The sequence below is a fragment of the Arcobacter peruensis genome (assembly GCF_003711085.1).
Lineage (GTDB): Bacteria > Campylobacterota > Campylobacteria > Campylobacterales > Arcobacteraceae > Poseidonibacter > Poseidonibacter parvus.
This window is the reverse complement of the sequence record NZ_CP032363.1, coordinates 1,685,412-1,710,525: the sequence shown is the minus strand read 5'-3', so window position 1 is coordinate 1,710,525 and position 25,114 is coordinate 1,685,412. Positions and strand designations below refer to the sequence as shown.

At 27.7% G+C, this 25,114-nt stretch carries 22 protein-coding genes and 1 pseudogene; 2 read left to right on the top strand and 21 right to left on the bottom strand.

Annotated elements, in window-relative coordinates; genetic code table 11:
- Positions 1-2: 2 nt before the first annotated feature.
- The 6 genes from D3Z07_RS08575 to D3Z07_RS08550 form a co-directional block, all read right to left on the bottom strand.
- Positions 3-779, bottom strand: a complete 777-nt coding sequence (locus D3Z07_RS08575; RefSeq protein ID WP_122893636.1) for a 3-hydroxybutyrate dehydrogenase — start codon at positions 777-779, stop codon at positions 3-5.
- A gap of 23 nt (positions 780-802) precedes the next feature.
- The gene (locus D3Z07_RS08570) at positions 803-2,188 is read right to left on the bottom strand and encodes a TRAP transporter large permease (RefSeq protein ID WP_122893635.1); all 1,386 of its coding nucleotides are present in this window, start codon (positions 2,186-2,188) and stop codon (positions 803-805) included.
- Complete coding sequence (locus D3Z07_RS08565) at positions 2,188-2,784, bottom strand: TRAP transporter small permease subunit (RefSeq protein ID WP_122893634.1); 597 nt, start codon at positions 2,782-2,784, stop codon at positions 2,188-2,190. Before D3Z07_RS08565 ends, D3Z07_RS08570 begins: the two co-directional genes overlap by 1 nt.
- A gap of 31 nt (positions 2,785-2,815) precedes the next feature.
- Positions 2,816-3,865, bottom strand: a complete 1,050-nt coding sequence (locus D3Z07_RS08560; RefSeq protein WP_122893633.1) for a TRAP transporter substrate-binding protein — start codon at positions 3,863-3,865, stop codon at positions 2,816-2,818.
- Between the two features lie 65 nt (positions 3,866-3,930).
- Entirely contained in the window at positions 3,931-4,569 is a 639-nt protein-coding gene (locus D3Z07_RS08555) for a 3-oxoacid CoA-transferase subunit B (protein ID WP_122893632.1), read from the bottom strand.
- Positions 4,570-4,573: 4 nt separating this feature from the next.
- Positions 4,574-5,221 carry a CoA transferase subunit A gene (locus D3Z07_RS08550; protein ID WP_122893631.1) on the bottom strand — a complete coding sequence of 216 codons (648 nt, stop codon included), beginning with the start codon at positions 5,219-5,221 and terminating at the stop codon, positions 4,574-4,576.
- A 315-nt stretch (positions 5,222-5,536) separates the two neighbouring features.
- On the opposite strand from D3Z07_RS08550, the gene D3Z07_RS08545 reads away from it, so the two are divergent.
- Complete coding sequence (locus tag D3Z07_RS08545; RefSeq protein WP_122893459.1) at positions 5,537-7,111, top strand: IS1182 family transposase; 1,575 nt, start codon at positions 5,537-5,539, stop codon at positions 7,109-7,111.
- Between the two features lie 122 nt (positions 7,112-7,233).
- On the opposite strand, the gene D3Z07_RS08540 is transcribed toward D3Z07_RS08545, so the two are convergent.
- The 15 genes and pseudogenes from D3Z07_RS08540 to D3Z07_RS08470 form a co-directional block, all read right to left on the bottom strand.
- Positions 7,234-7,770 carry a lipocalin family protein gene (locus D3Z07_RS08540; protein ID WP_122893630.1) on the bottom strand — a complete coding sequence of 179 codons (537 nt, stop codon included), beginning with the start codon at positions 7,768-7,770 and terminating at the stop codon, positions 7,234-7,236.
- A 13-nt stretch (positions 7,771-7,783) separates the two neighbouring features.
- Positions 7,784-9,097, bottom strand: coding sequence for a DASH family cryptochrome (locus tag D3Z07_RS08535; protein ID WP_122893629.1), 1,314 nt, complete (start codon positions 9,095-9,097; stop codon positions 7,784-7,786).
- Positions 9,087-10,475 carry a cryptochrome/photolyase family protein gene (locus D3Z07_RS08530; RefSeq protein ID WP_122893628.1) on the bottom strand — a complete coding sequence of 463 codons (1,389 nt, stop codon included), beginning with the start codon at positions 10,473-10,475 and terminating at the stop codon, positions 9,087-9,089. Before D3Z07_RS08530 ends, D3Z07_RS08535 begins: the two co-directional genes overlap by 11 nt.
- A gap of 3 nt (positions 10,476-10,478) precedes the next feature.
- The gene (locus D3Z07_RS08525) at positions 10,479-11,249 is read right to left on the bottom strand and encodes an ABC transporter substrate-binding protein (protein ID WP_122893627.1); all 771 of its coding nucleotides are present in this window, start codon (positions 11,247-11,249) and stop codon (positions 10,479-10,481) included.
- Positions 11,250-11,267: 18 nt separating this feature from the next.
- On the bottom strand, positions 11,268-12,215 hold the full coding sequence (hemH, locus tag D3Z07_RS08520; RefSeq protein ID WP_122893626.1) for a ferrochelatase: 948 nt from the start codon (positions 12,213-12,215) through the stop codon (positions 11,268-11,270).
- A 75-nt stretch (positions 12,216-12,290) separates the two neighbouring features.
- Positions 12,291-12,743: an SRPBCC family protein gene (locus tag D3Z07_RS08515; protein ID WP_122893625.1), complete on the bottom strand. Its 453-nt coding sequence runs from the start codon at positions 12,741-12,743 to the stop codon at positions 12,291-12,293.
- 1 nt (position 12,744) lies between these two features.
- A complete protein-coding gene (locus tag D3Z07_RS08510; protein WP_122893624.1) occupies positions 12,745-13,605 on the bottom strand; it encodes a TIGR01777 family oxidoreductase in 861 nt (286 codons plus the stop codon).
- Between the two features lie 85 nt (positions 13,606-13,690).
- Complete coding sequence (locus D3Z07_RS14235) at positions 13,691-14,215, bottom strand: sensor histidine kinase (protein WP_407641345.1); 525 nt, start codon at positions 14,213-14,215, stop codon at positions 13,691-13,693.
- Positions 14,195-15,958 (bottom strand): annotated as a pseudogene (locus D3Z07_RS14230) (cache domain-containing protein); the annotation flags it as partial. The pseudogene D3Z07_RS14230 and the gene D3Z07_RS14235, both read right to left, overlap by 21 nt.
- Before the next feature lie 56 nt (positions 15,959-16,014).
- A complete protein-coding gene (locus tag D3Z07_RS08495; RefSeq protein WP_122893621.1) occupies positions 16,015-16,746 on the bottom strand; it encodes a LytR/AlgR family response regulator transcription factor in 732 nt (243 codons plus the stop codon).
- An 11-nt stretch (positions 16,747-16,757) separates the two neighbouring features.
- Positions 16,758-17,747 (bottom strand): sensor histidine kinase, encoded by a 990-nt coding sequence (locus tag D3Z07_RS08490; protein ID WP_122893620.1) that lies wholly within the window; start codon positions 17,745-17,747, stop codon positions 16,758-16,760.
- Complete coding sequence (locus D3Z07_RS08485) at positions 17,740-19,170, bottom strand: NAD(P)-binding protein (protein ID WP_122893619.1); 1,431 nt, start codon at positions 19,168-19,170, stop codon at positions 17,740-17,742. The genes D3Z07_RS08490 and D3Z07_RS08485 overlap by 8 nt, the downstream gene beginning before the upstream one ends.
- Positions 19,160-20,503: a cryptochrome/photolyase family protein gene (locus D3Z07_RS08480; protein WP_122893618.1), complete on the bottom strand. Its 1,344-nt coding sequence runs from the start codon at positions 20,501-20,503 to the stop codon at positions 19,160-19,162. The genes D3Z07_RS08485 and D3Z07_RS08480 overlap by 11 nt, the downstream gene beginning before the upstream one ends.
- Entirely contained in the window at positions 20,500-21,453 is a 954-nt protein-coding gene (locus tag D3Z07_RS08475) for a YbgA family protein (RefSeq protein WP_122893617.1), read from the bottom strand. Before D3Z07_RS08475 ends, D3Z07_RS08480 begins: the two co-directional genes overlap by 4 nt.
- An 83-nt stretch (positions 21,454-21,536) precedes the next feature.
- Positions 21,537-22,250 (bottom strand): GNAT family protein, encoded by a 714-nt coding sequence (locus tag D3Z07_RS08470; protein WP_122893616.1) that lies wholly within the window; start codon positions 22,248-22,250, stop codon positions 21,537-21,539.
- A 64-nt stretch (positions 22,251-22,314) separates the two neighbouring features.
- On the opposite strand from D3Z07_RS08470, the gene D3Z07_RS08465 reads away from it, so the two are divergent.
- A complete protein-coding gene (locus tag D3Z07_RS08465) occupies positions 22,315-25,110 on the top strand; it encodes a DUF3427 domain-containing protein (RefSeq protein ID WP_122893615.1) in 2,796 nt (931 codons plus the stop codon).
- Positions 25,111-25,114 lie beyond the last annotated feature (4 nt).

Genomic DNA, 25,114 nt, shown 5'->3' with positions numbered 1-25,114 from the left:
CTTTACTGAATCGTATATCCACCATCCATAACTAAAGCCTGTCCAGTTATAGATGAAGCGTGTTCACTTGCCACAAACATCGTATAGTTTGCAATCTCATCTGTTGTTAAAAGTTTCTTTTGAGGAACAAGTGAAAAAATCACTTTCTCTAAAACTTCTTCTTGAGTCACACCTCTTGTTTTTGCTAAATCTGCTAATTGGTTTCTAACTAATGGAGTATCAACATAACCTGGGCAAATAGAGTTAACAGTAATACCATCTAATGCTCCCTCTAAAGCTGCAACTTTTGTAAGTCCTAAAAGTCCATGTTTTGCAGAGTTATATGCTGATTTTCCTGCAAATCCAACTAATCCATTTATAGATGCCATATTGATTATTCTTCCCCATTTTTGCTCTTTCATAATAGGAAATAGCTCTTTAATTGCAATAAATGGACCAACAAGCATAAGTTTCAAAATCTGTTCATATTTTTCTGTTGGAAAATCCTCTATATTTGCTACATGCTGAATACCTGCATTTGATACAAAAACATGTACTGTTCCATAATACTCAACTGTTTTTGCCACTAGACTTTTAATGTCTTCTTCACTTCCAACATCACATCTAATACCAATAACCTCTAGCCCTTCATCTCGTAAATCTTGTGCCGTCTTTTCTAAAACCTCTTCATTTCTTCCTGAGATTACTACTTTTGCACCATTTTGAGCAAAAACTCTAGCTATATCAAGACCAATTCCTGATGTTGAACCTGTAATTACTGTTACTTTATCTTTTACCATTTTTATAATCCTTTTATATTTTTTTAATAGGCTACAGAAGGTAGCCAAGTTACTATTTGAGGAAAGAAAAATACAATTGCTAACCCGATTAATTGTAAGATAATAAAAGGAATCACACCTTTATATATATCTGATAACTTCACTTCTGGAGGACAAACCCCTTTTAAATAAAAGAGTGCAAACCCAACAGGTGGTGTTAAAAATGAGGTTTGCAAGGTCATAGCAACAAGCAAGACAAACCAAACTAATGTTGCATTTTCAATACCGTAACTTTGAATATCAATTGCTAAATCCATAACAATAGGTCCTACTAAAGGTAGTATAATTAGTGTAATCTCTATCCAATCTAAAACAAAACCTAAGATAAATACTAAAGCTAAAATAAACAATATAATAATTATAGGATCTTCAGATATTGCATGAAGTGCAGAAGAGATTAATTCATCTCCTCCAAGCTCTCTTAAAACTAAAGAAAAACAAGTTGCTCCTACAAAAATTGCAAAAATATACCCTGTTGTATTCATTGTTGAATATGAAATATTTTTTAACTTCTCAAAATTAAACTGACCATTCATTGCCATTAAAAATAAAGCACCTGCAGCACCAATCCCTGAAGCCTCTGTAGGAGTTGCTAAGCCAAAAAATATTGAACCTAAAACTGCTAAAACTAACGCAGCTGGAGGAATAATACTCTTTAACAAATCAAATGCAATCGCAAAATCAAGTTTCTCATCTTCTGTTTCTTTATCAATTGGCATCTTATTTGGCTTTAATAGCCCCATAATAAAAATATATCCCATATATAAAACACCAAGTAAAATACCAGGGAACAATGCTCCCATAAATAAATCTCCAACAGAAATACTTAACTGATCGGCCATAATAATTAACATAATACTAGGAGGGATTAAGATCCCTAAAGTTCCCGAACTTGCTATTACTCCAAGGGCTGTCTGCTTATCATATCCTTGTTTTAACATCATAGGTAAACTCATTACTGCAAGTAAAACAACTGATGCACCAATAATACCAGTTGAAGCAGCAAGTAAAATTCCTAAAATTACAACTGTTATCGCTAAACCACCTCTCATTTTCCCAAAAAATCTTTGTAAAGATTTTAAAAGTTTTTCGGCAATTCCAGACTCGTCAAGGGCTAGTCCCATAAAGATAAACATAGGAAGAGCAACTAAAATCCAGTTATCCATAATCTTATAAATACGGTTTGCAACTAAACCAATAGTATTATAATCAAGCCCTGTAATGGTATCAAGATATATATCAGATAAATATCCAACACCTACAAAAGCAACTCCTACTCCACCTAAAACCCAAGCAACTGGAATTCCAGAGAAAAGGAAAACTAAAAAAGATACAAACATTGATATTACTAAATAATCATTAATTTCCATTATTTCTCTCCTCGTATTAAATAACTTACATGTCTTAAAACTCTAGATACACTTGCAATAAATAGAAAGAAAAAACTTAAAGGCATCATCCCTTTGATAATCCATCTATAAGGTAATCCTTCTGGAGAGTTTGAACTCTCATTTACTCTATAAGCCTCTGCTGCTAAGTCATATCCATAATCAATAACAATAAAAATGAAAGGAATCATCATAAATAAAATTCCAAAAATTTCTATTTTCCGTTGTAGTCTTGGACTAAAATGCACTCTTAAGATATCAACTCTTACGTGAGAATGATTTACCATAGTAAAGGATAACCCAAACATAAAAACTACGGCATAAAGGTGCCACTGTAACTCTTCTAACTGTACAAAGTTTACAGAAAAAAGATATCTTAAGAGTACTTGTACAACAATCACTGTTATTAAAATAAGAGACACCCACGATACGGCTGCCCCTATTTTATATACTATTGAATCTAATACCTTACAAACTTTTGGAATTTTTTCATTCTGTTCATTTTTTTGGGATTCATAGGTATGACTAATCTCCTCAAATTCATGGACAGGGTCTATAATATGATCTTTATTATTCATCTTCTTTCCTTGTAAGGTATTGTTTTAACTTTTATCTAGGTAAAAATCCATTTTTATTCCAGTATGAATACTCTTCTCTAAACTTAGATAAATCGCTCCATACTTCATTAAATGCCTTATCTTTTCTTAAATCAACTAAGGCTTCATTCCAAGCACCTCTAAACTCATTTAACATTTCAGGTGACCATTTTTTAACAATTACACCTCTTTCTTCAATATTTTGTTTAATAGCCTTACCTTGTGCTGCTTCACCTTCTGCAAGTGATGTTGTCATATTAGCTTTACAAGTCATCTCTACAGCTGCTTGTTGTTGCTTACTCATCTTTTTCCAAGTATCTTTATTAACTAAAAGTTCAAATACTGTTGCTTGTTGATGCCATCCTGGGAAATAGTTATATTTTGCAATTTTATAAAAGCCAAGTTTTTGGTCTACTACAGGCATAGAAAATTCACTTGCATCAATAACACCTTTTTCAAGTGCTGAAAAAATTTCTCCACCAGGAATAAGAGATACAGAGGCACCCATTTTTGTCATAACATCTGCTCCAAGTCCAAAGAATCTAATTTTTAAACCTTTTAAATCTTCTTTTGATTTAATCTCATTTTTAAACCATCCAGCTGTTTCTGGAGCAGAGATAGAACAAGGTACAACTTTTACATTATATTTTGCATCATCATACATTTTTTGATAAAGTTTTAAACCATTTCCTTCATATAACCACGAAAAATATTCCGGTGCTTCAGGACCAAATGGAACTGCTGAGAAAATTGCAGCTGCTGGTATTTTACCTTTCCAATATCCTGCTGTTGACCAACCTGCATTTACTTTTCCAGTGGAAACTGCATCTAAAATTTCAAAGGGAGCTACTAACTTTTTAGGCTCATAAATCTTTACTTTCATTGTTGAAGAGATTGATTCTAATCCACTTTTAAATGTCTTTACAGGAGTTCCTAGTCCTATTAAACTTGTAGGAAAAGTTACTGGAACTTTCAGTAATACTTTTTTCTCTTTTGCTACTAAAGATGTAGAACAAAGACCTACTGTTACTACCGCTGATACTGCTAATTTTTTAAATTTCATGTTTTTATCCTTTTGTAATTTTTCTACTATAAAACGTCCTATTAAAGTCAAATATCATACACCTCCTAAGTAGGGGTTAATGCCACTTCATAAGAAGCAGGAGTTACCGCTTTTAGCTCTTCTAAACTAACATCATCACTTAACTCTGTTAAAAATAGTTTCCCATCTTTAAATTCAAACACTGCCATTTCAGTAATAATCATATCTACCACACCTTTTCCAGTAAGAGGAAGAGTACACTCTTTTAAAATCTTTGGATTTCCTCTTGCTGTATGTTGCATTGATACAATTACTTTTTTTGCACCATTTACTAAATCCATAGCTCCACCCATTCCAGGTAGAAGCTTTCCAGGGATCTTCCAGTTTGCTAGGTTTCCATTTTCATCAACTTCTAAAGCACCTAAAACTGTCATATCAAGATGACCGCCTCTAATAATCTCAAAAGAGGTAACAGAATCAAAAAACATTCCTCCCTCTCTTAAAACTACATTACTACCACCAGCATCAACTACATCTTTATCTAATGTTTCAGATGTTGCACTATCCCAAACACCTGCAAAACCATTTTCAGAATGAAGATTAATACTGATACCTTCAGGCATAAAATCAACAGCTTTTGTAGGTAAACCAATGCCTAGATTTACAAAGTCACCGTCTTTAAACTCTTGTGCAACACGTGCAGCTATTATCTCTTTTGCATCCATCTTCTTAAGCCTTTACAATATGGTTTATATATACAAATGGAGTATGAATAAAATTAGGGTTTAGTTCACCATTTTCAACAATCTCTTCAACCTCAGCAATTGAAATTTTTGCAGCACCTGCCATAGGGACATTGAAGTTTCTAGTTGCCCCGTTATATACTAAATTTCCAGCTTTATCTGCTTTTTTAGCCTTTATAAATGCAAGATCTATATGAATTGGTTTCTCTAAGATATAATCTTTTTCATCTATATTAATCACATCTTTACCCTCTTGAACTTCTGTACCAAGTCCAGTTTGAGTAAGAACTCCACCAAGTCCAGCAGCTGCAGCTCTAATTCTCTCGGCTAAGGTTCCTTGAGGAACAAGTTCAATATCAATAAAACCTTCAATAACTTGTATTTGTGTTTGTTTGTTAGTTCCAATATGTGAAGCATAAAGCTTTTTGATTCTTCTTTCATCAATAAGCTTTCCAATTCCGTATCCATCACTTGCAGTATCTGTAGCAACTAATGTTAAATCTTTAACATTAGTTTTTAAAATCTCTTCAATAATCTCATGAGCATTTCCACAACCCATAAAACCACCAATAGAAATTGTCATACCATCTTTTAAAAATTTTCCTATTTCATTTATAGATATAATCTTTTCCATACCTCATCCTTTTTTTCATAAGAGAAGTATAAAAATAAAAAATGACAAAATTATGGCAATAAATGATTTTTAAAATTTTTATATATAATTACTAATATAAAAACTATTCAAACATATTGTTTTTTTGTACAGTTTGTCCAATACGTTCACAGTGTCTTCCTGAGAAAACTGATCTGTCCAAAAGAAAATAGGACACGAAAAGACGAGTCATAGTAATAAGTTCAACAACCTGTAGAGACTGTGAAAGAACTAAAGCCATTGATAACAACAAATTAGCTAAAATATAGATATCAAAGATTAACAAAAAGGCCTAACATGCCGAACTACAAAGAAGGATTAGACCGTCATCAACAACTCTTATTTCCTCCTAGTATGGATGAGTATGTTGATGAAAATAATCCAGTAAGGGCTATTGACAGCTATGTCGATAGTATAGATTTAGCTGCTGTTGGAGTATTTACTTGTAACGGTGGTTCTGAAGGTCAACCAGCATATCATCCATCACTACTTTTAAAGATTTACCTCTATGGATATCTAAATAGTATAAGAAGTTCTAGAAAGCTTGAACGTGAGCTTAAACGTAATGTTGAAATGATGTGGCTTTGTATGGGACTTTCTCCTGGATACAAAACTATTGCTAACTTCCGTAAAGATAATCCCTCAGTATTAAAACAATTATTTCGTGACTTTGTAATGCTATGTCGCTCTGTTGATTTAATTGATGGAGAAGTTGTTGCTATTGATGGTGCCTTTCTACGTGCTAATGCATCAAAGAATCAACTTATCTCAGAAAAAATGACACGTAAGGATATGGAATCAGTGGAAGAAAAGATAACAGAGTATCTTTCTTCACTAGAGTATAGTGACACTTGTGAGAATAAAGAGATAACTCCAGTAGTAAAGAAGCAAAATCTAAATCGACTTAAAAAAAATAAATTAAAATTGAGTAGTAATTTACGGACATTAAAAGAACATAATGCAACTCAATACTGTAAAAGTGACCCCGATGCTACTTTGATGAGTAAACCAGCACATAATCTAATGGCCTATAATACTCAGATTGCTGTTGATGGAAAATATAAGTTCATTGTTGCCACTGATATCTCCAGTAAAGGTGTTGATCTAGATCAGCTTTACCCAATATCAATACAAGCTAAAGAGGCCACAGGAAATAAGAAGATAAAAGTTGCAGCCGATGCAGGTTATTACAATCCCAAAGAGATTAAGAAATGCGTTGATGAAGGTATAGATGTTTATGTACCCATACAAGATAAGCAAAAACAACAAAAAGACAAAGGAAAATTTACTCGTGATGCATTTGTTTATGATGAAGCTAAGGATTGCTATATCTGTCCTAATGATAAGGTGTTAAAGCGGAGAAAAACTATTTATGAAAAGAATGGTATTAAGCGTTTAATGTACTTCGGTACCCGCTCTGTATGTACAGTTTGTCCAATACGTTCACAGTGTCTTCCTCCTAAAACACCTGCAAAACGTCTTTGGCGTTGGGAACATGAATCACTCATAGAGGCTCACCGTACAAAGATGCAGACACACAAAGCAAAAACTATGATTAAACAGCGTGCCGCTTTGGCAGAACACCCATTTGGTACAATCAAACAAAAGCTAGGATGGAGCCATTTTCTAGTACGTGGCAAAACAAAGGTTGCGGGAGAGAATGCTTTAATTATGCTCACCTATAATTTTAGACGATTGTTGAATCTAATTGGTATTACACTGTTTCAAAAGCTGGTAAAAGCCAGTAAAAGTGGCAATATTGAGGATATAAAACAAGAAATAGTAGAGTACATTGCAGTTCTACACTTTTTTAAAGCTTTATTTCGTCAAAAAATGTGTTTATACATCTGGATATTGAAAAAACTTTCTTAGTCTTGATTCTTTTACTTATATAAGGTTAGTTCTTTCACAGTCTCTGTACTTTTTGGAACTTTTACAAAACTCTAAATGGTCTTGTTTTCAAGCAAGACCATTGAAATTTGTATTATGAAGTATTATTCTTGAATTGTCCAAATAAATTTATCTACATCAAACCCAAAAGATTCTGCTTTTAAAAGTAGTCTTTGTTTTGTTTTTTCATCAATAGTTTTTTCTCTACTTAAAATCCATAAATACTCACGTGATGGACTTCCTACAAGTGCTACTTCGTAATTTTTATCTACATCAATAATCCAGTAATCTCCATAAAAAGGTCTAAAGAAACTTACCTTTAATTTTGAGTTTGTACTATCAACTGCATATGCAATACCTTTGGCTTCTTTTTTCTTTTCATCTTCAATTTTAGTACATCTATTGATTACATCAATTTTCTCATCATTTCTTAGATTATATGTTGCAGTTACGTTTTTACAACCTTTTTCAAAAAAATGCTCAAATCTAGCAACTTCGTACCAAGTACCTTTGTAACTATTTAAATCTACGCTTTTGTTTGTTGGTAAATATGCATGTTTTGTGCTACAACCAACAAAAAAAAGTACTAACGATAAGCCTAGAATGTATTTTAAGACATGTTTTAAACTAATTTTTTTCATATTAAATCCTTTTTTAATCTATGATTTTAAATATCTCTTCTTTAACTTTTAATGCCATTTTAGCATAATCAAAACTTGGTATTGATTCTTCTTTATTTAAATACTTTTGCACATAAGCTTTTCCTTTATATGCTCGTGATTGCTTCATTGGATCAAACACTCTGTATTGTTTATCATTTCCAACTCCAGCTTGATAAGCCCAATTTCCGTAGTTTGAAGCACATGAAAAATCTAATAAATATTCTTGAAAAAAAGCAGCTCCATACCTAAAATCAAGCCCAAGATTTTTTACAAAATAGCTAGCTAGTAATTGTCTTAATCTATTAGAAACCCATCCTGTAGTTTTTAGTTCAATTACTCCTGCATCAATAATATCAACACCAGTTTTTGCATCAAAAAACTCTTGTAGTTTTTGCGAATTTATACTAAAGTCATAGCTTCTATTTTCCATAAGACCAGTTTTTAAAAACAGCTTATTAGAACTTTGTTTCATTACTAAGTGAAAATAATCACGCCATAAAAGCTCAAAAAATATCCAATAAGAGGACTTTGACTCATAGCTTTTACTTTCATACTCTTTTAACTTTTGATACACTCTTCTTGCACTAATACATCCTATACTTAAATAAATAGAAAACTTTGTAGAATTATCAAAACCATCAACTAAACTTCTTGTATCAAAGTATTTATGGATATATTTTGATAAGTACTCATCTACTCTTTTAACTGCTGCTTTTTCTCCACCCTTTAGTATTAAGTTTTCATTTAATACTTCTAATTTTTCATCTTGAAGGTTTAATCTTAGTGTTTCTTTTTGATTTGCTATTTCAAACTCTAAAGGTTTTAGTATTTGCATTTTATTTGTTTTTAAAGCTTTTTCAACTTTATTTCTAAAGTTACTAAAACTTTTGCTTATATCAATATCAAAAACTTCAAGCATTGTTTGCTTAAAATAAGAGTCACAATGAAAGTTTTCAAGTTTTTGTTCGAACTCTAATTCTTGCGTACCTACTTCTTTTTCATAAAATATTTTAATAGAATATTTCGCAGAAAGTGTTTTTAAACTATTACTTATATCTTTTACACAATAAAGAGGAATGTTCTTTTTCCCTAGTGTTTCTTTAAGTTCATTTATTGCTTGAAATATTAGCTTTTTTCTAAAATTGCCACAGCTTTTAAAACCAAAATTTGTACCTTCTAAAATTTCTAAAGGGTAAAGACAAAATACTTTTTCTTTATTTTTTAAAGCATTAAATAAAGCATAATTATCATCAATTCTAAGATTATTTCTAAAAACTACTACATTTAATTTTTCTTTATTCATCATATAACTCTTTTAAATAATCTTCTGCAATTTGTAAATGATTTTGAAGTTTTTCTTCTGGCATTTTTTCTAAAATGGCTAGTTGCATTCTCATTCTAATATTACTTTTAAAAAGCTCTTTGTATTTATTTAAAAATCTCCAATAAAGTCCATCCATAATCTTACACCAGGCTTCACTTTTTTTATAATCATTTGACATTTTTACAATGTAATTACTTGAACTAATATATGGCTTTGTAGTAATACTTCCACCATCACTAAAGCCACTCATACCATATACATTTCCAACCATAACCCAATCATAAGCATCTATATATGAACTCATAAAAAATTCATAAACATCATTTGGGTCTATTTCTAAAAGTAAGAATATATTTCCTAAAATCATAAGTCTTTCTATATGATGATTATATGAAGTTTTATCAAGCTTTTTTATCACATCATCAAGTGGAGTTATTAAGCTTTTTGCTTCAAGTATTTTTTTTGGCATTTTGTTTTTAAATTCAAAAAAGTTTGTAGTTCTTAATTGGATATGAGAAGATTTATAAATAGAAAGCATAAACTCTCTCCATCCAATAACTTGTCTTATAAAACCTTCTTTTGCATTAAAAGGTACATCAACTTGGCTACTTTTTTCAATAACATGATTTAAATCTAATAGCCCAATATTTAAACTTGATGAGATATTTGAGTGAAATAAAAACTTTCCATCTTTTACAATGGCATCTTGATAAGTTCCATATTTAGAAAACTTATTTTCTAAAAAGTATCCTAAGTTTGCCTTAGCTTCATCAAAAGTTACAGGATATAAAAACTCATCACAGCAGCCAAAACTATCAAATTTTTTACAATAGTTTTTTGCTTCAATTATATATTCATTTTCAAAAACTAGTTTTAATGGTAAAAACTCATCTTTTGGCATCTTTTTTCTGTTTTGTTCATCAAAACTCCACTTTCCGCCTTCTGGTTTTCCATTTGGACAAAACAGTTCTAAATCTTTTCTTCTGTTTATATAGTATTTATGAAAAAATCTATTTTCATCTTTTGGATTTAAAAAATTTGGATTATCTAGTATTGTTAAGTTTTTTAAGTTTTTAGAGATTTTTTTAATAAGCCAATCATCAACTACATCATATATTGTTATGTTTTCATCTGTGTAGTCATCTAAATAGTTTTCATTTCCGCAATATTGAACTTCTATATCATTTTGCTCTAAGTAGTTTTGATAGAACTTCATAGAAGCTCTATGCATTACTAGTTTTTGAATATGGAATTTGTACTGTGTAAAAAAAAGAGGCTCTTCAATAAGTAAAATTTTGAAACCTCTTAATTTCTCTATATTTTCAAAAAGTTGGTGAGGGTAGAGTAAAAATATATTCATTTCTTACCAAATATTATTGTAGTTTTCTTTGCTTAGTTTTATAACTTTAAGCTCTTCTAAGAAATGTGATAAATCAAGCCATTTATCTTTATTTGAATTAATCTCACTCTTTAATCTAGGAATTGTATCTTCAATGATTTTATCCATTAATTCACTTTTTTCTTCTAAAATCTTAGAACTTGTAATAAATTCTAAGGCAGAAAAATTAGGATAAGGAGAAAGATTCTGATCAATAAAAAGATTTTCAAAGTTTTCATGTTCAGCTTCAATTCCTTCAAAATTATAAAAACATAGCCAAGCTCCATCGAAACTATGGTTATTCTTCATATTTTGGATATGCCAGAAATCTGTTTCTATAAACTCTACATTTTTTCTATCTAGGGCAAAACCTTCTTTTTTTGCATATCTTTTTAGTATTTCAAAGCCAATTTTATTTGTTATTTCATTAGCTGCTGGTGTTGTAATTTTTATTTTCTCATTATTGATTAGCTTCATAATACTAGTTTTTCTAATCATAACACCACCTCTTGTTTCAAAGAAACAACCAAGTGATTTAATACCAGTAAAATAGTGTTCAAAAAGATGAATAGGCTCATTACAATGAATATCGATTGAACCTTTGCCTAATTCTTCAAAACCATCATAATGTTCTTTTGGAACAATTATATTTAAGTCTATATTTGCTTTTTTATATTCACCTTTTTGTAAACCTACAATCATAGGTAAATGATCTGGATTTAAAAACCATTCTAAAGCTAGATTAATCTTTGTCATTTAAAGCCTTTTAATTTGTTAACTTACTTCTATGTTACATTCATTTTCATATAAATGCTTAACCGTTTTCATAAAATACTCATCATGATTTGGTGCTTTTGCAACTCTATAATCTGCAATTCCTACTTCATCTGCTATTTCTTTATACTCTACAACTAACTCAAACTCAGTTTCAGAGTTATCAACTGTAAATGAAATTGGATAAACAAGTACTTTTTTACCTGCCATTTCATTTAATGTTACATCCATATAAGGCTTAATCCACTCAACAGGTCCAAGTCTTGATTGATATGCTACTTGAATATTTTTGAATTTGATACCTTGTTTTTCTAGCTCTTTTTTTGCACACTCTACATTTTTTAAAACGTGATCTTGGTATGGGTCACCTTTGTCAATAATTCTTTGTGTAAGACCGTGAGCTGAGAATATTAATTCATAATCTTCTGTGTTAACATCACTCATTCTTTCTTTGATTCTTTCTACAATTGCTTTATTATAATCTTCATTATCATAATATGAATCTAAAGTTTTGATTTTAGCTTTGATTTTAAGCTTCTTAGCCCATTTTTGCAGCTCTTCAATAGAAGATTTTGTAGTAGTTGATGAGTAGTGAGGATACATAGGAATTGCATAAATCTCATCATAATCTCTTAAGTCTTCTAGAACATCTTTTGCAAAAGGAGGTGTATATCTCATTTTATAAAAAACATCAGCATCAAGAGTTTTATTTAAACGTCTTACTAATCTTTTTGTATGTCCTACAATTGGTGACATACCTCCAAGTTCGGCATAGTTTTCTTTTGCTTCTTTTTTTCTTAGAGTAGTAATTAATAAACCAATCATTGCTCGAATTGGCTGAGGCGCTCCAATAATATATTTGTCATTAAACATATTTTTTAGAAAAACTTCAACCTCGTCTAAATTATTTGGACCACCCATGTTCATTAATACAACAGCTTTTTTCAAGATATTACCTTTATTCTTATTTTATATGGTATTTTATTGGTTTCTTGAGTTATCTTGTATAGTAAAATTGTTGTTTTATATTTTTCTAGGTTCTAAAAGACCTTTTGTAATTGAATGTCTATATTCAAACATATCTTTTAATTCTTTTTGAATAAAAAAATCAAATAGTTCTCCAAATTTTCCAAAAGGAAGTTTATATTTAACTACATCTTTAAGTTCACAAAGCGAGCCTTTTTTTGTAAAAATATGAGAATGTTCCCAATATTTAAAAGGCGATTTAATCGCAATATCAACTAATAAATTTGGACTTTGTAGTTTATCAATTTTTACTTCCCAAGATGTTGGAATAAAATTTTTTACAGTTCTTATCTTTACAACTCCACCTTCATGTGGAACAAAATCTTTGTTGATTAGTTCAAAATCCATATTTAAAGGTGTAATTGCTTCAAGATTTTTCATATTTGTATGAAAATCAAAAAGTTCTTGTATTTCACAATTTATTAAAGTTGTTTTTTCAAATGTTTTCATTTTAACTCTTTTTGATTAGATGTGTTAATGCTTCATCTATACTTTTATATTTAAATTCAAAACCACTATCTAATAATCTCTTTGGAGTAACACACTGTCCATCTGTTAAAACTTTTGCACCTTCACTAAATATTAAATTAAAAACAAACTCTGGTATTGGCAAAATAGTTGGACGATTTAGAACCTTTCCAAGAGCTTTTGTAAATTTATAATTATTAGTTGGTTTTGGTGCTGTAAGATTGTAAATACCTTCACATGAACTATTTTTATACACATGTTCATAAGCATTTGTTAAATCATCAATATGAATAAATGAGAAATCTTGCTGTCCATTTCCAATCGTTCCACCAAGCCCTAGTTTGAAAGGTGTTAGCATTTTAGCCATTGCTCCACCATCTCCTAAAACTATTCCAAATCTAAAAATCGCAGTTCTTACATCTAGATTTTTTGCTTTTAGAGCAGCTTCTTCCCAATCTTTACAAAGATTTCCTAAAAAGTCATCTTCATATTCATAGTTTTCTTCATCATAACATGCTTTATTTTTATAAATACCAACTGCTGATGTAGAAATAAAAACTTCAGGTTTATTTTTTGCTTCACTCATAGCATTTACTAAAGCATTTGTAGTATCTAACCTACTACTTCTTAAAAGTTTTTTATATTTTTGCGTCCATCTATTTATAATATTAGCACCACTTAGATTTATAAGTATATTAGCTTCTTCAATTATAGATATGAGTTTTTTATTATCTTTTAATTCTTCTCTTTTAATTCCAAGAACTTTAAAGCCTTTTGCTTCAAATACTCTTTTTAAATTCGTACCAACAAATCCACTTGAACCTGCTATTGCTACTGTTTTCATGGAATACTCCTTTGAAAATCTTTTATTTGTTAGATTATAATATAATTAAAACTCATTAGTAGTATATTTATGTTGTTTAATAAACTTACAATTTGATTTGTATTGTAAACTTTGCTCCAGTATATTCTTCATTTTCATAAGCATAAGTTTCATTTTCTACTTTTATATTTGCATCAAAAAGTTTGTCTAAGATATCTTTACACATATAAAGACCTAATCCTGTACCTTCATTAGATTCTTTTGTTGTAAAATATGCATCAAAAATTTTGTCTTTAATTTCCTTATCTATTCCCTTTGCATTATCTTTAATTTCTAGAATTAAACTATCATTTTCTTTTTTAGCTTTTATAAATATTAATCTTCTTTGTTTATATTTTATTAATTCATCTCTTGCATTATTTAGAAGATTAATTAATATTTGGATTACTTCATTTTCTAAAGATTTAATTTGTGTATCTTCTATATCTTTAATAAGCTCAATATCTTGAGTTTTAAATTTTGGCATTAAAAGTTTTAATGTTTTTTCAAAAGGAGAAGATAGGTCAAATTCTTTCAAATTATTAGAGTTTGGATTAAAGAAGTTTCTAAAGTCATCTATTGTTTGAGCCATGTATTGTGCTGAATGAGTTATTGTATCTAATTCATCTGTTAATTGTTTAGGATCTAAGCAGTCCATTTCTTGTTGTAGTTTAGCACCTGTTGATGCCATTGTAATTGTCGATAATGGTTGTTTCCATTGATGTGCAATATTTGCAATCATTTCTCCCATTGTTGCCATTTTACTTTGTTGATATAGTAATACTTCTTTTTTCTTATTATCTTCTTTTAAAGCGATTGTTTCACTTATATCAAAAACAAAAGCAATAATATTTATAACATTGCCATCTTTATCAAAAATAGGAACTTTATTTGTTTCTACCTTTTTTACTTCATTTTGTGTTACTACCTTTTCTCGAATTCCAAGTTTTTCTTTTTTAGTTTGGATAACTTCTAAATCATCTTTATAATATTGTTTATAATCAATTGGGAAAATGTCTTTTGTAGCTACGTTTCTTAACTTTTCTACATTTACTCCTATAGTATTAGCAAAAGTTTTATTTACTCTTAAAATATTATCTTTTGTGTCTTTTAAGACCATCATCATTGGTAAATTATCTAAGATAAGATTCAATTCTTCTAATATTGATTCAAGTTTTAAAGTTTCTTGTTCTATTAGTTTTTGTTTATAATCATAGAATATATTCTCAATAAACTTTGATAAAATTATTGATAGTATTAAAAGTATCAAAGTTACAATTATAGAAATTATAAAAATTGTTAATATTTCATTATTGTATTCTTCTTCTAATTCTTTTTGTTTTTTATTTACTAATGAATTAATACCATCATAATTAAATCCTGTAGCAATAACCCAATCAAATATAGGTATTTTTTTTAAATATGATATTTTTAAATATTTTTCTTCATTAAGTTCTGAAAATTGATATTCTATATACACAGATTTATTATTAGATTCTAAGAAGTTTTTATATTCTTTTGAAAAATCATGCTTTGCATCTTTAATATTTGCTAATTTAGTATCAGTTGATAGTAAATCTCCTTTCGCGTTTATAACAAAAATAAAACCATGATCACTCTGGTTTAAAACTTCAAAAAGTGTTAATACTTCTTTTTTGATTTGTTTTTTATAATCATCTTTAAATCTTGCTGTTGTAATAATTAGATTATATGGTTCAATTTTTTTTATAATTCCAAGCTTTTCAAATTGTTTAGTTTTATCATCTGGTTTATTAGAATACCAAGACATAAATCCTTCACCTTTAGTCTAAGCAATTTCTATAGCTTTTTTTACAGTGTATTCCCCTCTTAAATCTTTTCTATTTAATACAGAAGTTCCTTCGTACTCTTTATGCACAGGTTGAAGAATATTTATACCTTCTAATGTATGTATAGAAAAATACCCTTGACCATCATTGAATCTTAAAGCTTCAATAGAATTTTTTATATGATAAATTATCTCTTCTTTTGATAGCTTGTTTTTATTCTTTTCATAAATATTTGTAGCTATTTTAGTCGCTAGATTTATTTTATCTTGTAAATCATCTTTTAGTTGTTTATCTTCATTTATAATTTTATTATTTATTAGTCTACCTAAAGAGTCTATTTCAACTTTTATTCTATTCTTATTTGATTCTAAAAAATCTTTTTTGATTTGTATTTGTTCTTCTTTTGATGCTCTATCATACTTTGATGTTATATAAGTTGTGATGAAAATTGAGCTTAAGAGTATTAAGATAGTAGGAGTATATTTAATTATTTTAAGTAAGATCTTTTCTTTTTGTATTGAACCCACAAGATTCCTTAATTAATTGAAATTAAGGATATCTTACTCTTTTTTATCTGAAAATTTTATAAACTTCTCTCTTCAATATACTCTCTAAAATCTTTAGCTCCATCTTTTGAGCTTGTTACGATATCATCAATATTTATAAAAGATATTTCTAATTTTGATTGTTCAACACTTTTCATAGATTTTATTTTATCTACATTTACAATGTATGAACGATGAACTCTAAAAAAGTTTTTTCCTTTTAGTACCTCTTGCATATCTTGCATTTTTTTTCGTACATATGCATCTGTATCTTTTGTTCTAATTATTACTTCATCAAGGTCTGCTTTTATATAGTAAATATCATCAATATCTATCATATAAATTTTTGAACCTCTTTTTGCTACAATTTTTTTACTAACTTCACTTGCAGATATGTTTTCATTATTTGAAGTATTCATAAATCTTTTGATTTTCTCAAGAGATTTTTGTATTGATTCATTTGAAATAGGTTTTAATAAATAATCTAAACCCCCTGTTTTATAAGCTTCAAGTGCATATTCATCAAATGCTGTTTGAAAAACTATAAAAATATTAGGATTCATTTCTAAAATTGTATTTGCAAGTTCCAGTCCACTCATAGTAGGCATTGAAATATCTAAAAAAGCAACATCAAACTTTGACTTTGTTGCAATTTTTATAGCATCAATTGGGTTATTACATTCATGAATATTTGAAATACCTTCTTCATTTAATATTCTTTTTAATCTACTAAGTGCTAGTTTCTCATCATCAACAATAAGTACTTTCATTTATTACCTTTTTATTTTTTAAGTTTAATTATAAAAGCCATTTTATCATTTTGTATCTCTTTATCCAAGTAACCAATTTTTAAAAGCTTTAATCTTGTAGCTAAATTACTTAATCCTGTTCCAAATTTAATATTTTTTGATATTAATCCATCATTACAAACTTCAATAGTTTTATCTTTTGAACTTATATAAACATTTAGCTCTTTTTGTAAATAACCGTGTTTTATCGCATTTTCAACAAGTAATTGAATTGAGAATTTAGGAACCATAATATTTAAATCATCAGAAGGTATATCAAGATGCATTTTTATATTATTTTCAAATCTTATATTTTCAATTTCTAAATATGTTTCAACCATTTTAATTTCAGCATCAAAAGTTATTAAAGTGTCTTTAGTAATTGCATTTCTTAAAAAAACTGATAAATCAAGTGTTGCTTTTTCTGCTTTTTTTTGGTCTTGATAAATTAATTCTGATATTGAATTTAGTGCATTAAATAAAAAATGAGGATTTAATTCATTTTCTAAAGCTTTTATTTTTGATTCTAGAACTTCACTTTTAATAGCTTCATTTTTATATTTCATTGAAATAAATTGATGAAGAATAACTCCAATTAAAACTGTAAAAAAGCCAATAATAATGGCAATATAAAGCCAAATAGGTCTAATAAAATCTATTATTGCAAAATCAGAAAAAGAAAATAGAAAATAAGAACTTGTAAAACCTAAAAATCCAGAAAGAAAAGAAAAAATAAAAGAAATCATGTACCAGAATTTTTCTTGAAGCTTTGGAAGTATAAAATCATTTGAGATAGTAATAAAAATAAATGCACTAAGAGAAATACAAACTGCACTAGCTGTTCCGTAAATAATAGTTGAGAACTCTTTTAAATTACTGTTAATTAAATATAAAAAAAGTGAAATGAAAAACCCAAAAAATGCACCAATTATAATAATATATAACCAATCAAGTTTTGATATTTTTAGTTTTACACTAGTCATTTAGTTCCTTATTTAATATCTCAACACCAAGAGCGATACCTGGCCAACCTTGACCTGCGAAAATAGTATCTCCTACATTATGAAGATTTTCAAAAGGAGTATTACAAGAAGGTGTTTGCAGAATATTTTTTATTGTAATTGCTTTTCCTCCGCAATTATACCTATTTATATATCTTTTAAAGGTTTTAGACGTTGCACTAACACAGTTTTTTATATCTTCTTTTTTTATTGATGTGAAGTTTTTTAAAAACTCATTTACAATAAACTCTTGAGTAAGTGTTTTTTGTTTTTCATAATCTTCTTGTAAAAGGTTTTTCCAATAAAGTGCTTTTGTATGAGTTGAAATTGTAATACTATATGAATCACTTGACATTTTTTCATCATCTAAACTTGAAATAGAAATAAAAAAAGAGTTTGAAATAGAGTTTGGAATATTCTCATCTAAAATAATTTGATAATGATGTAAAAGTTCTTCTTTAATATTCTCTTTTTTCAAAGACATATAAATAACAAAAGCACTTTGGTCTGAAAATGAGAAACTATTGTAATATTTTTTAATTTGTTCATCATCAAAAAGAATTGAACTATCATATGCAGTACTATTTAAAATCACTTTTTTTGATTTGTATTCATTTTTATTTGAAATAATTCTAAAAAAATCTTTCTCTTTTTTGATATTTAAAATCTTTTCTTTTGAGTGAACATCTATATCTTTTAATAAGCCATCAAAAATTGCTCCCATTCCACCATTTGCATAAAAAACATCATGAAAAGGATAAGATAATCCAAGTGCCAAAGATATCAATGACACTTCATTTGAAGTTGTTTGAAGTGTTATTAAAAGCTGTGAATTAATAAAATCTTTATACTCTTTTGTAATATCATTTAAAGTTTCATCTATAAAGGAATCAGCACTTTTTAATATATCAAAACCAAAAATTGAAAAAAGTTTTAAGTTTGAGCTAATTGTTTTAATATATGAAGATAAAGAATGTTTTGCAAAATATAAATCTTTAAATTGCCAAAATCTAGCATCTAGGTCTCTTATTTTTGTCCAAAATATTCTATTGTTTTTATGTGGATAAATTTCATTTAAATTTTCTAAGAACTCTTCAAAGTCTTTTACTCTGTCAAGTGTTTTTCCATTTTGAATAATTCTAATTGCAATTTCACTTTTTTTGATATCTGGTACGAAAGAAGCTTTATCAAAGATGTTTTTTATTGGATGATTATCTTCATAACCTACAAATGTTGTAGCTCCTGCATTAAAATAGTTTCCTTTCTTTTTAAATGTACTTGCACAACCTCCAAGGTTTATATCTTTTTCAAAAAGTATTAAATCCTTATCTTTATTAAGTGCAGAAATTAAAGCTCCTCCAATACCAGAACCTACAACTGCAATATCTTTAATATCAGTGCTCATTTTTCGCTCTTTTAAATTTTTCAATAGCTTGTTTTCTTGACAATGAAATATCAACCATACTTTTTGGATAATCTACAAATAAATTTGATGATGCACCATTTTCTATATGAAAAAGTTTAGCGTCTAAATCTTTTAATTGTGGAAGTACGCTTTTGATAAAAATAGCATCTTTATCAAATTTTTTTGATTGTAAATACGGATTAAATATTCTAAAATATGGACTAGCATCAGCGCCTGTACTAGCACCCCATTGCCAACCTCCAATATTTGAAGAAGCTTCATAATCTAAAAGTTTTGATGCAAAGTATTTTTCACCCTTTTTCCAATCAATAAAAAGGTTTTTTGTTAAAAACGATGCAACAATCATTCTTAAACGATTATGCATAGTTCCTGTTTTATTTAAATGAATCATTGCTGCATCAATTATTGGAATTCCTGTTTTACCTTCGCACCATTTATTAAAATCATCTTCATTTTCATTCCATGAAAGCTCGATATTATTAAAGTTTGAGTGTTCTGAATATGGATAATGAACTAGTATATAATTATAAAATTCTCTCCAAAAAATCTCTCGTATAAAGAATTCACTATTTTCATCGTTAAAAGATTTAAAATAATTAAATACTTGCTTAGGAGATATTAAACCAAATCTTAAATGAACAGATATATTTGATGTTGCATTTACGTAAATATAATCTCTTTGAACTTTATAATCATTTATTTTTTCTTTAAATTGCTTTAATAATTCATAAGCATCAAGCTTTAAAAAATCTGGTAATTCTTGTTCTTCAAAGTTCATTTGTTTTAAACTTGGAATAAAATCATAATCAAAAATAGATTTTTGAAGAGTTTCATTTCTTTTTAGCTCTTCAATATTGTTTGAAGAAGTAATAAGTTTTAAAGAGTTGTAAAAAGGTGTGAATACTTTATATGGTGTTCCATCTTTTTTCAAGTGGTCATTTGGGTTTAAAATAAACGAATCAAGAAACCTTCTCATTGGAATTATTTCTTCTATTTTTTCATCTCTTGTTTTTGCATAAGAGTCAAAATCAACGGAGCATAAAACTTCATCAAAGCCATTTTCAACAAGTTTTTTGAATACATTTACAGGTTCATCAAAAAATATTGCTAAATCTAGACCAATGTTTTTAAGTTTTTCTTTTAAGCCTAAAACAGACTTATATATAAAACTAACTCTCATATCATCTTTTGAAAGTGATTTTAAAATATTCTTATCAAAAATAAAAATAGGTAATACTTTCCCTTTTGCGTTAGAAAGTATTGCATTATCTTCTATTCTAAGGTCTCTTCTAAACCATAATACTTGACTCATTTATACGCCAATATTGTTGATCTAAGTGCTAATTCCTTTGGGTATGGATTTAAGAACTTTTGTGTTTTAAGATACTCTATATTAAATCTTTTTGTGTAAAGGTTTAATAATTTTATAACTGCAATAAAAGGAATAATTTCATTTTTAAACTCTTCAAATGCTTCTAATAATTCTTCTTTTTCTTCTTGTGAAATAAGTTTTTTAAAGTATCCATAAATGTGTAAAACTACATTATAAGTATTTGAAATAGTACCTTTTTCATAAATTGCTTTTAAAAATGAATGTTTGTACTCTTCTAAAACAACTTTTATATCTCTTTTATCATGATTTGCTACAATTTTCCCAAGCTCTTTATATGCTTCATGTGATTTTGCATAAATTAAATACTTATAAGAAGTGTGAAACTGTACTAAATCATTTATACTTGGATTTGAATTTAAAAATTCAAAAATATGCTTGTATGCAAATATTTGCATAAGAAAATTTTCTCTAAGCCAAGCATCATTTAATCGTCCTTCTTCTTCAGCTGGTAAAAGTGGATATTTCTCTTTTACTTTTCCTGCAAATATTCCAACACCAACATTCTCACTTTGACCTGATTTATTTTCAGGATATAGTTTAACTCTCTCCATTCCACATGTTGGAGATTTTGATTTAAAGATAAAACCACATAATTCTTCTTCTTGAATTTCATCTGCTATTTGCTTAGAAATATCATGAACTTCTTTTGTAACATCTAAATTTGTTGTTGATGTTTTAACTTTTATTATGCCATCTTTTCTAGTTAATCTAATGGCTTCTCTAGGAGTTGGGAAAATCATTTTTTCAGGACAATATGGAACAAAATCAAAATACTTACTAAGCTGTTTTACTATAAACCCATCTTTTGAATGTCCACCATCGTATCTACATTGTGTACCTAAAAGGCAAGAAGAAATACCTATTTTCATTTATTATCCTTAATTTTAATATTGTATTATAATAAAGTTATTTGTTTTTTTGTATTAGTAAAATGTTAATTAATATAGTTTACTTAAATAAAAACCTTAGGTAACCATCTTTTTAAAAAATCACTTCTTGAATATTTAACAGCTCCTAAATCAAACTTATATTGCATATATGGATGGCCTAAATTCCAAAATGAAAAGCCTTCTTTTTCTAACTCTTGTGCTAGGAGTACTAATTGTAGTTTTCCATAGTTGTTATATTTTTTATCTTTTGAACTAAAACCTGTCAGGGAAGTATAAGTATCATAGATTTTATAGCCAATTTCTGCAGCTATTAACTGCTTTGTATTCTTATCTATTATTTCATAAGACATGAGTTTAAAATCATTGTTATCACAAGTTTTAAAAAGTTCTATAAGTAAACTTTTATATTCACCTATTAACCAATTTGGTTCGTGGTATTCATCTATTTTTTTAATTACTTCTTCAAATCTTGTATTTGATGTAAATTCATAATCATCTTGTTTTATTAGTTTTTTTACTTTTTTACTAATATGAAGATTCTCAAAATCTAAAAGGGCATATTCAAATTGCATTTCAGGTAATAAATAAAGCTTGTCTTGGTAAATAGTAGAAGTACAAATAAAACCACAACGTGCTAAATAAATATAAAAGTCTTTTGAAAAATCATCACAAAAGTAGTAGTTTGTATCTTCATTTGAATAAATATCATTAAAAAGAATATCTGTATCTTTGATATTCTCAAAGGTTAAGTAGTATATTGTATTGTCTTTGCTCATAAAAGGATTTTAGCATAGATTACGTTTCATTTAATTATAATAAACAATAATTATAAGGCTTTTTTTGAATACACTAATTACAAACAATCAAACTACAAACTTTCATAATCATTTAGAAGATTTACTTAAAACTTGTAATAGTTTTATTTTTAATGTTGCATTTATCAATTTTTCAGGCTTACAGCTGTTGTTAGATAGCTTAAAAACTTTGGAAGAAAAAGGAGTTAAAGGAAAAGTTTTAACTTCTACATATTTAAATTTTACACAAGTTGAAGCCTTGAGAAAAATAAAAGAGTTTAAGAATATTGAACTTAAAATATATGATAGTTCATTGAGTAATATTGGCTTTCATTCAAAAGCTTATATTTTTGAGTTTGATGAGGTTTATGAAATATTACTAGGTTCATCAAATATAACAGCAAGTGCTTTTAAAACAAATATTGAATGGAATATAAAAACAATATCTAAAAAAGAGGATTTGTTTTTAAATGATGTGTTAAATGAGTTTAAAGCTTTATGGAATAGTTCATATAATGCAAGTGAAGAGTTTTTATTAGAGTATGAAAAGTTTAAGAAAAATCAAGAGTTTCAAAAGGTATTTAAAGTAAGTGATATAAATAGTTCAAATACTCTTAATAGCAACTATATGCAAAAACAAGCCTTGCAAAAGCTTCAAGATTTAAGAGAGAAAAAACAAACAAAAGCCTTAGCCTTAGCAGCAACAGGCACAGGAAAAACTTATCTTGCAGCTTTTGATGTAAAAAGTGTAAGACCTAAAAGACTACTTTTTATAGTTCATAGAGAAAATATTTTAATAAAAGCAAAACAAAGCTTTGAAAAAATAATAGATAAAAACTTTACTTGTGGTTTATATACAGGAAACAAAAAAGAACTAGATAAAAACTATCTATTTACAACTGTTCAAACTATGAGTTTAAATTTTGAAGATTTTAATAAAGATGACTTTGATTATATAATTATTGATGAAGCACACCATGTAGTTTCAAACTCTTATATGAAAGTAATAAACTATTTTAAAACAAAATTCCTTCTAGGTTTAACAGCAACTTCAAATAGAATGGATGGAGAGTCTATTTACAAAGTTTTTGATGAAAATATTGCTTGTGATATTACTCTTAATGATGCTTTAGAAAATAGTCTTGTAACGCCTTTTCATTATTATGGAATTAGTGATATTAATAGTATTGATTATAGTAATATTGATATTTCAAAAGTTGATGAATTGGCAAGAGTTTTAAATGTAAATAAAAGAGTTGATTATATAGTTGAAAAAATGAACTTTTATTCTCATAGTGGTTCAAAAAGAAAAGTTATTGCTTTTTGTGTTTCAAAAAAACACTGTATTTACATGAGTGAGCAGTTTAATAAAAAAGGCATAAACTCAACATTCTTATTAAGTGATAATAGCATAAGTAGAAGAGAAGAGGCTATTAAAAACTTAGAAGATGATAGCAACTCTTTAGAAGTTATATTTACAGTTGATATTTTCAATGAAGGTATTGATATTCCATCTATAAATACTGTTTTAATGCTTCGACCAACTTCTTCACCTATTATTTTTATTCAACAACTTGGTCGTGGTTTACGTAAGTATAAAAATAAAGAATTTTTAACTGTTTTAGATTTCATTGGAAATCATAATAAAGCATATTTAATAGCTTTAGCACTTGCTGGAAATAAAATAATTGATAAAGAAAGTATCAAAATATCCGTGCAAAACAACTTTGCCAATATGCAAAATGTATTTATAAAAATGGATGAAATTTCAAAGCAAAGAATATTAGAGCAAATTACTAATCAAAACTTTAATCATATAAAGTATCTAAAAGAACAGTACTATAAGTTTAAAGAGATTTTAGGAAATAAAAGAGTTTCTTTACTTGATTATTTACATTATGAAAATATACTATGTCCTTTAGCTTTTATAAGCCATAGCAAATCGTATATAGAGTTTTTATCTTTAGTTGAAGATAATGAGCACTTAAAACAAATATGTAAAGATGAGGTATTTATAAAAGCTATAAGATTTATTGATTATTTACTTCCTATAAAAAGAGTTTACGAGTTTGTGATTTTAAAATATTTACTTTCAAACAAAAGCATAGATGAAAAAATAGCTTTTAAAATACTTGGAAAATATCTAAATAAAATAAATAAAGAAACCATAACACATAGCTTTAATTTCTTAAATCAAAACTACTTTGATAAAGCACAAGTTTCAAGGTATATTAAACTTGTAAATTATGAGAATAACAAGCTTACAAAAACAAAAGAATTTGAAGCAATGTTGTTAAATACTGAATACAAAAAAATATTTGAAGATAGTATTGATTATGGAATTATGCGTTATGAAAAAGAGTTTGAAGCTAAAGATTACGGTTTGCCATTTTTAAAACTTTATGCAAAATATAATATGCTAAATATTGCACAACTTTGTAATTTTAATAAAATACACTCTTCGTTTAGAGGAAGTGGATTTTTAAAATATCAAGACGATTTCTTTTTGTTTATAAATTTAGAAAAAGAGAAGTTTTCAAAATCATCATATTATGATAATGCTTTTTTATCAAAAGATACTTTTACCTATCAAAGTAAACCAAGTACTGCTCAAGATAGTGTGGATGGAAATAAACTAACAAACAATAAAAAGCTAAATGTAAAACTTCATATTTTTGTGCGAAAATTTGCACAAGTTGATAAAAAAACTCAAGGCTTTATATACTTAGGCTTAGCAAATACTATAAAATACGAAGGCAATAAACCAATATCAACTACTTTAAAACTTGAAAATCCACTTGATGATAAGTTATATGAAGAGTTTACAAAAGTTGTTGATTAGAGTT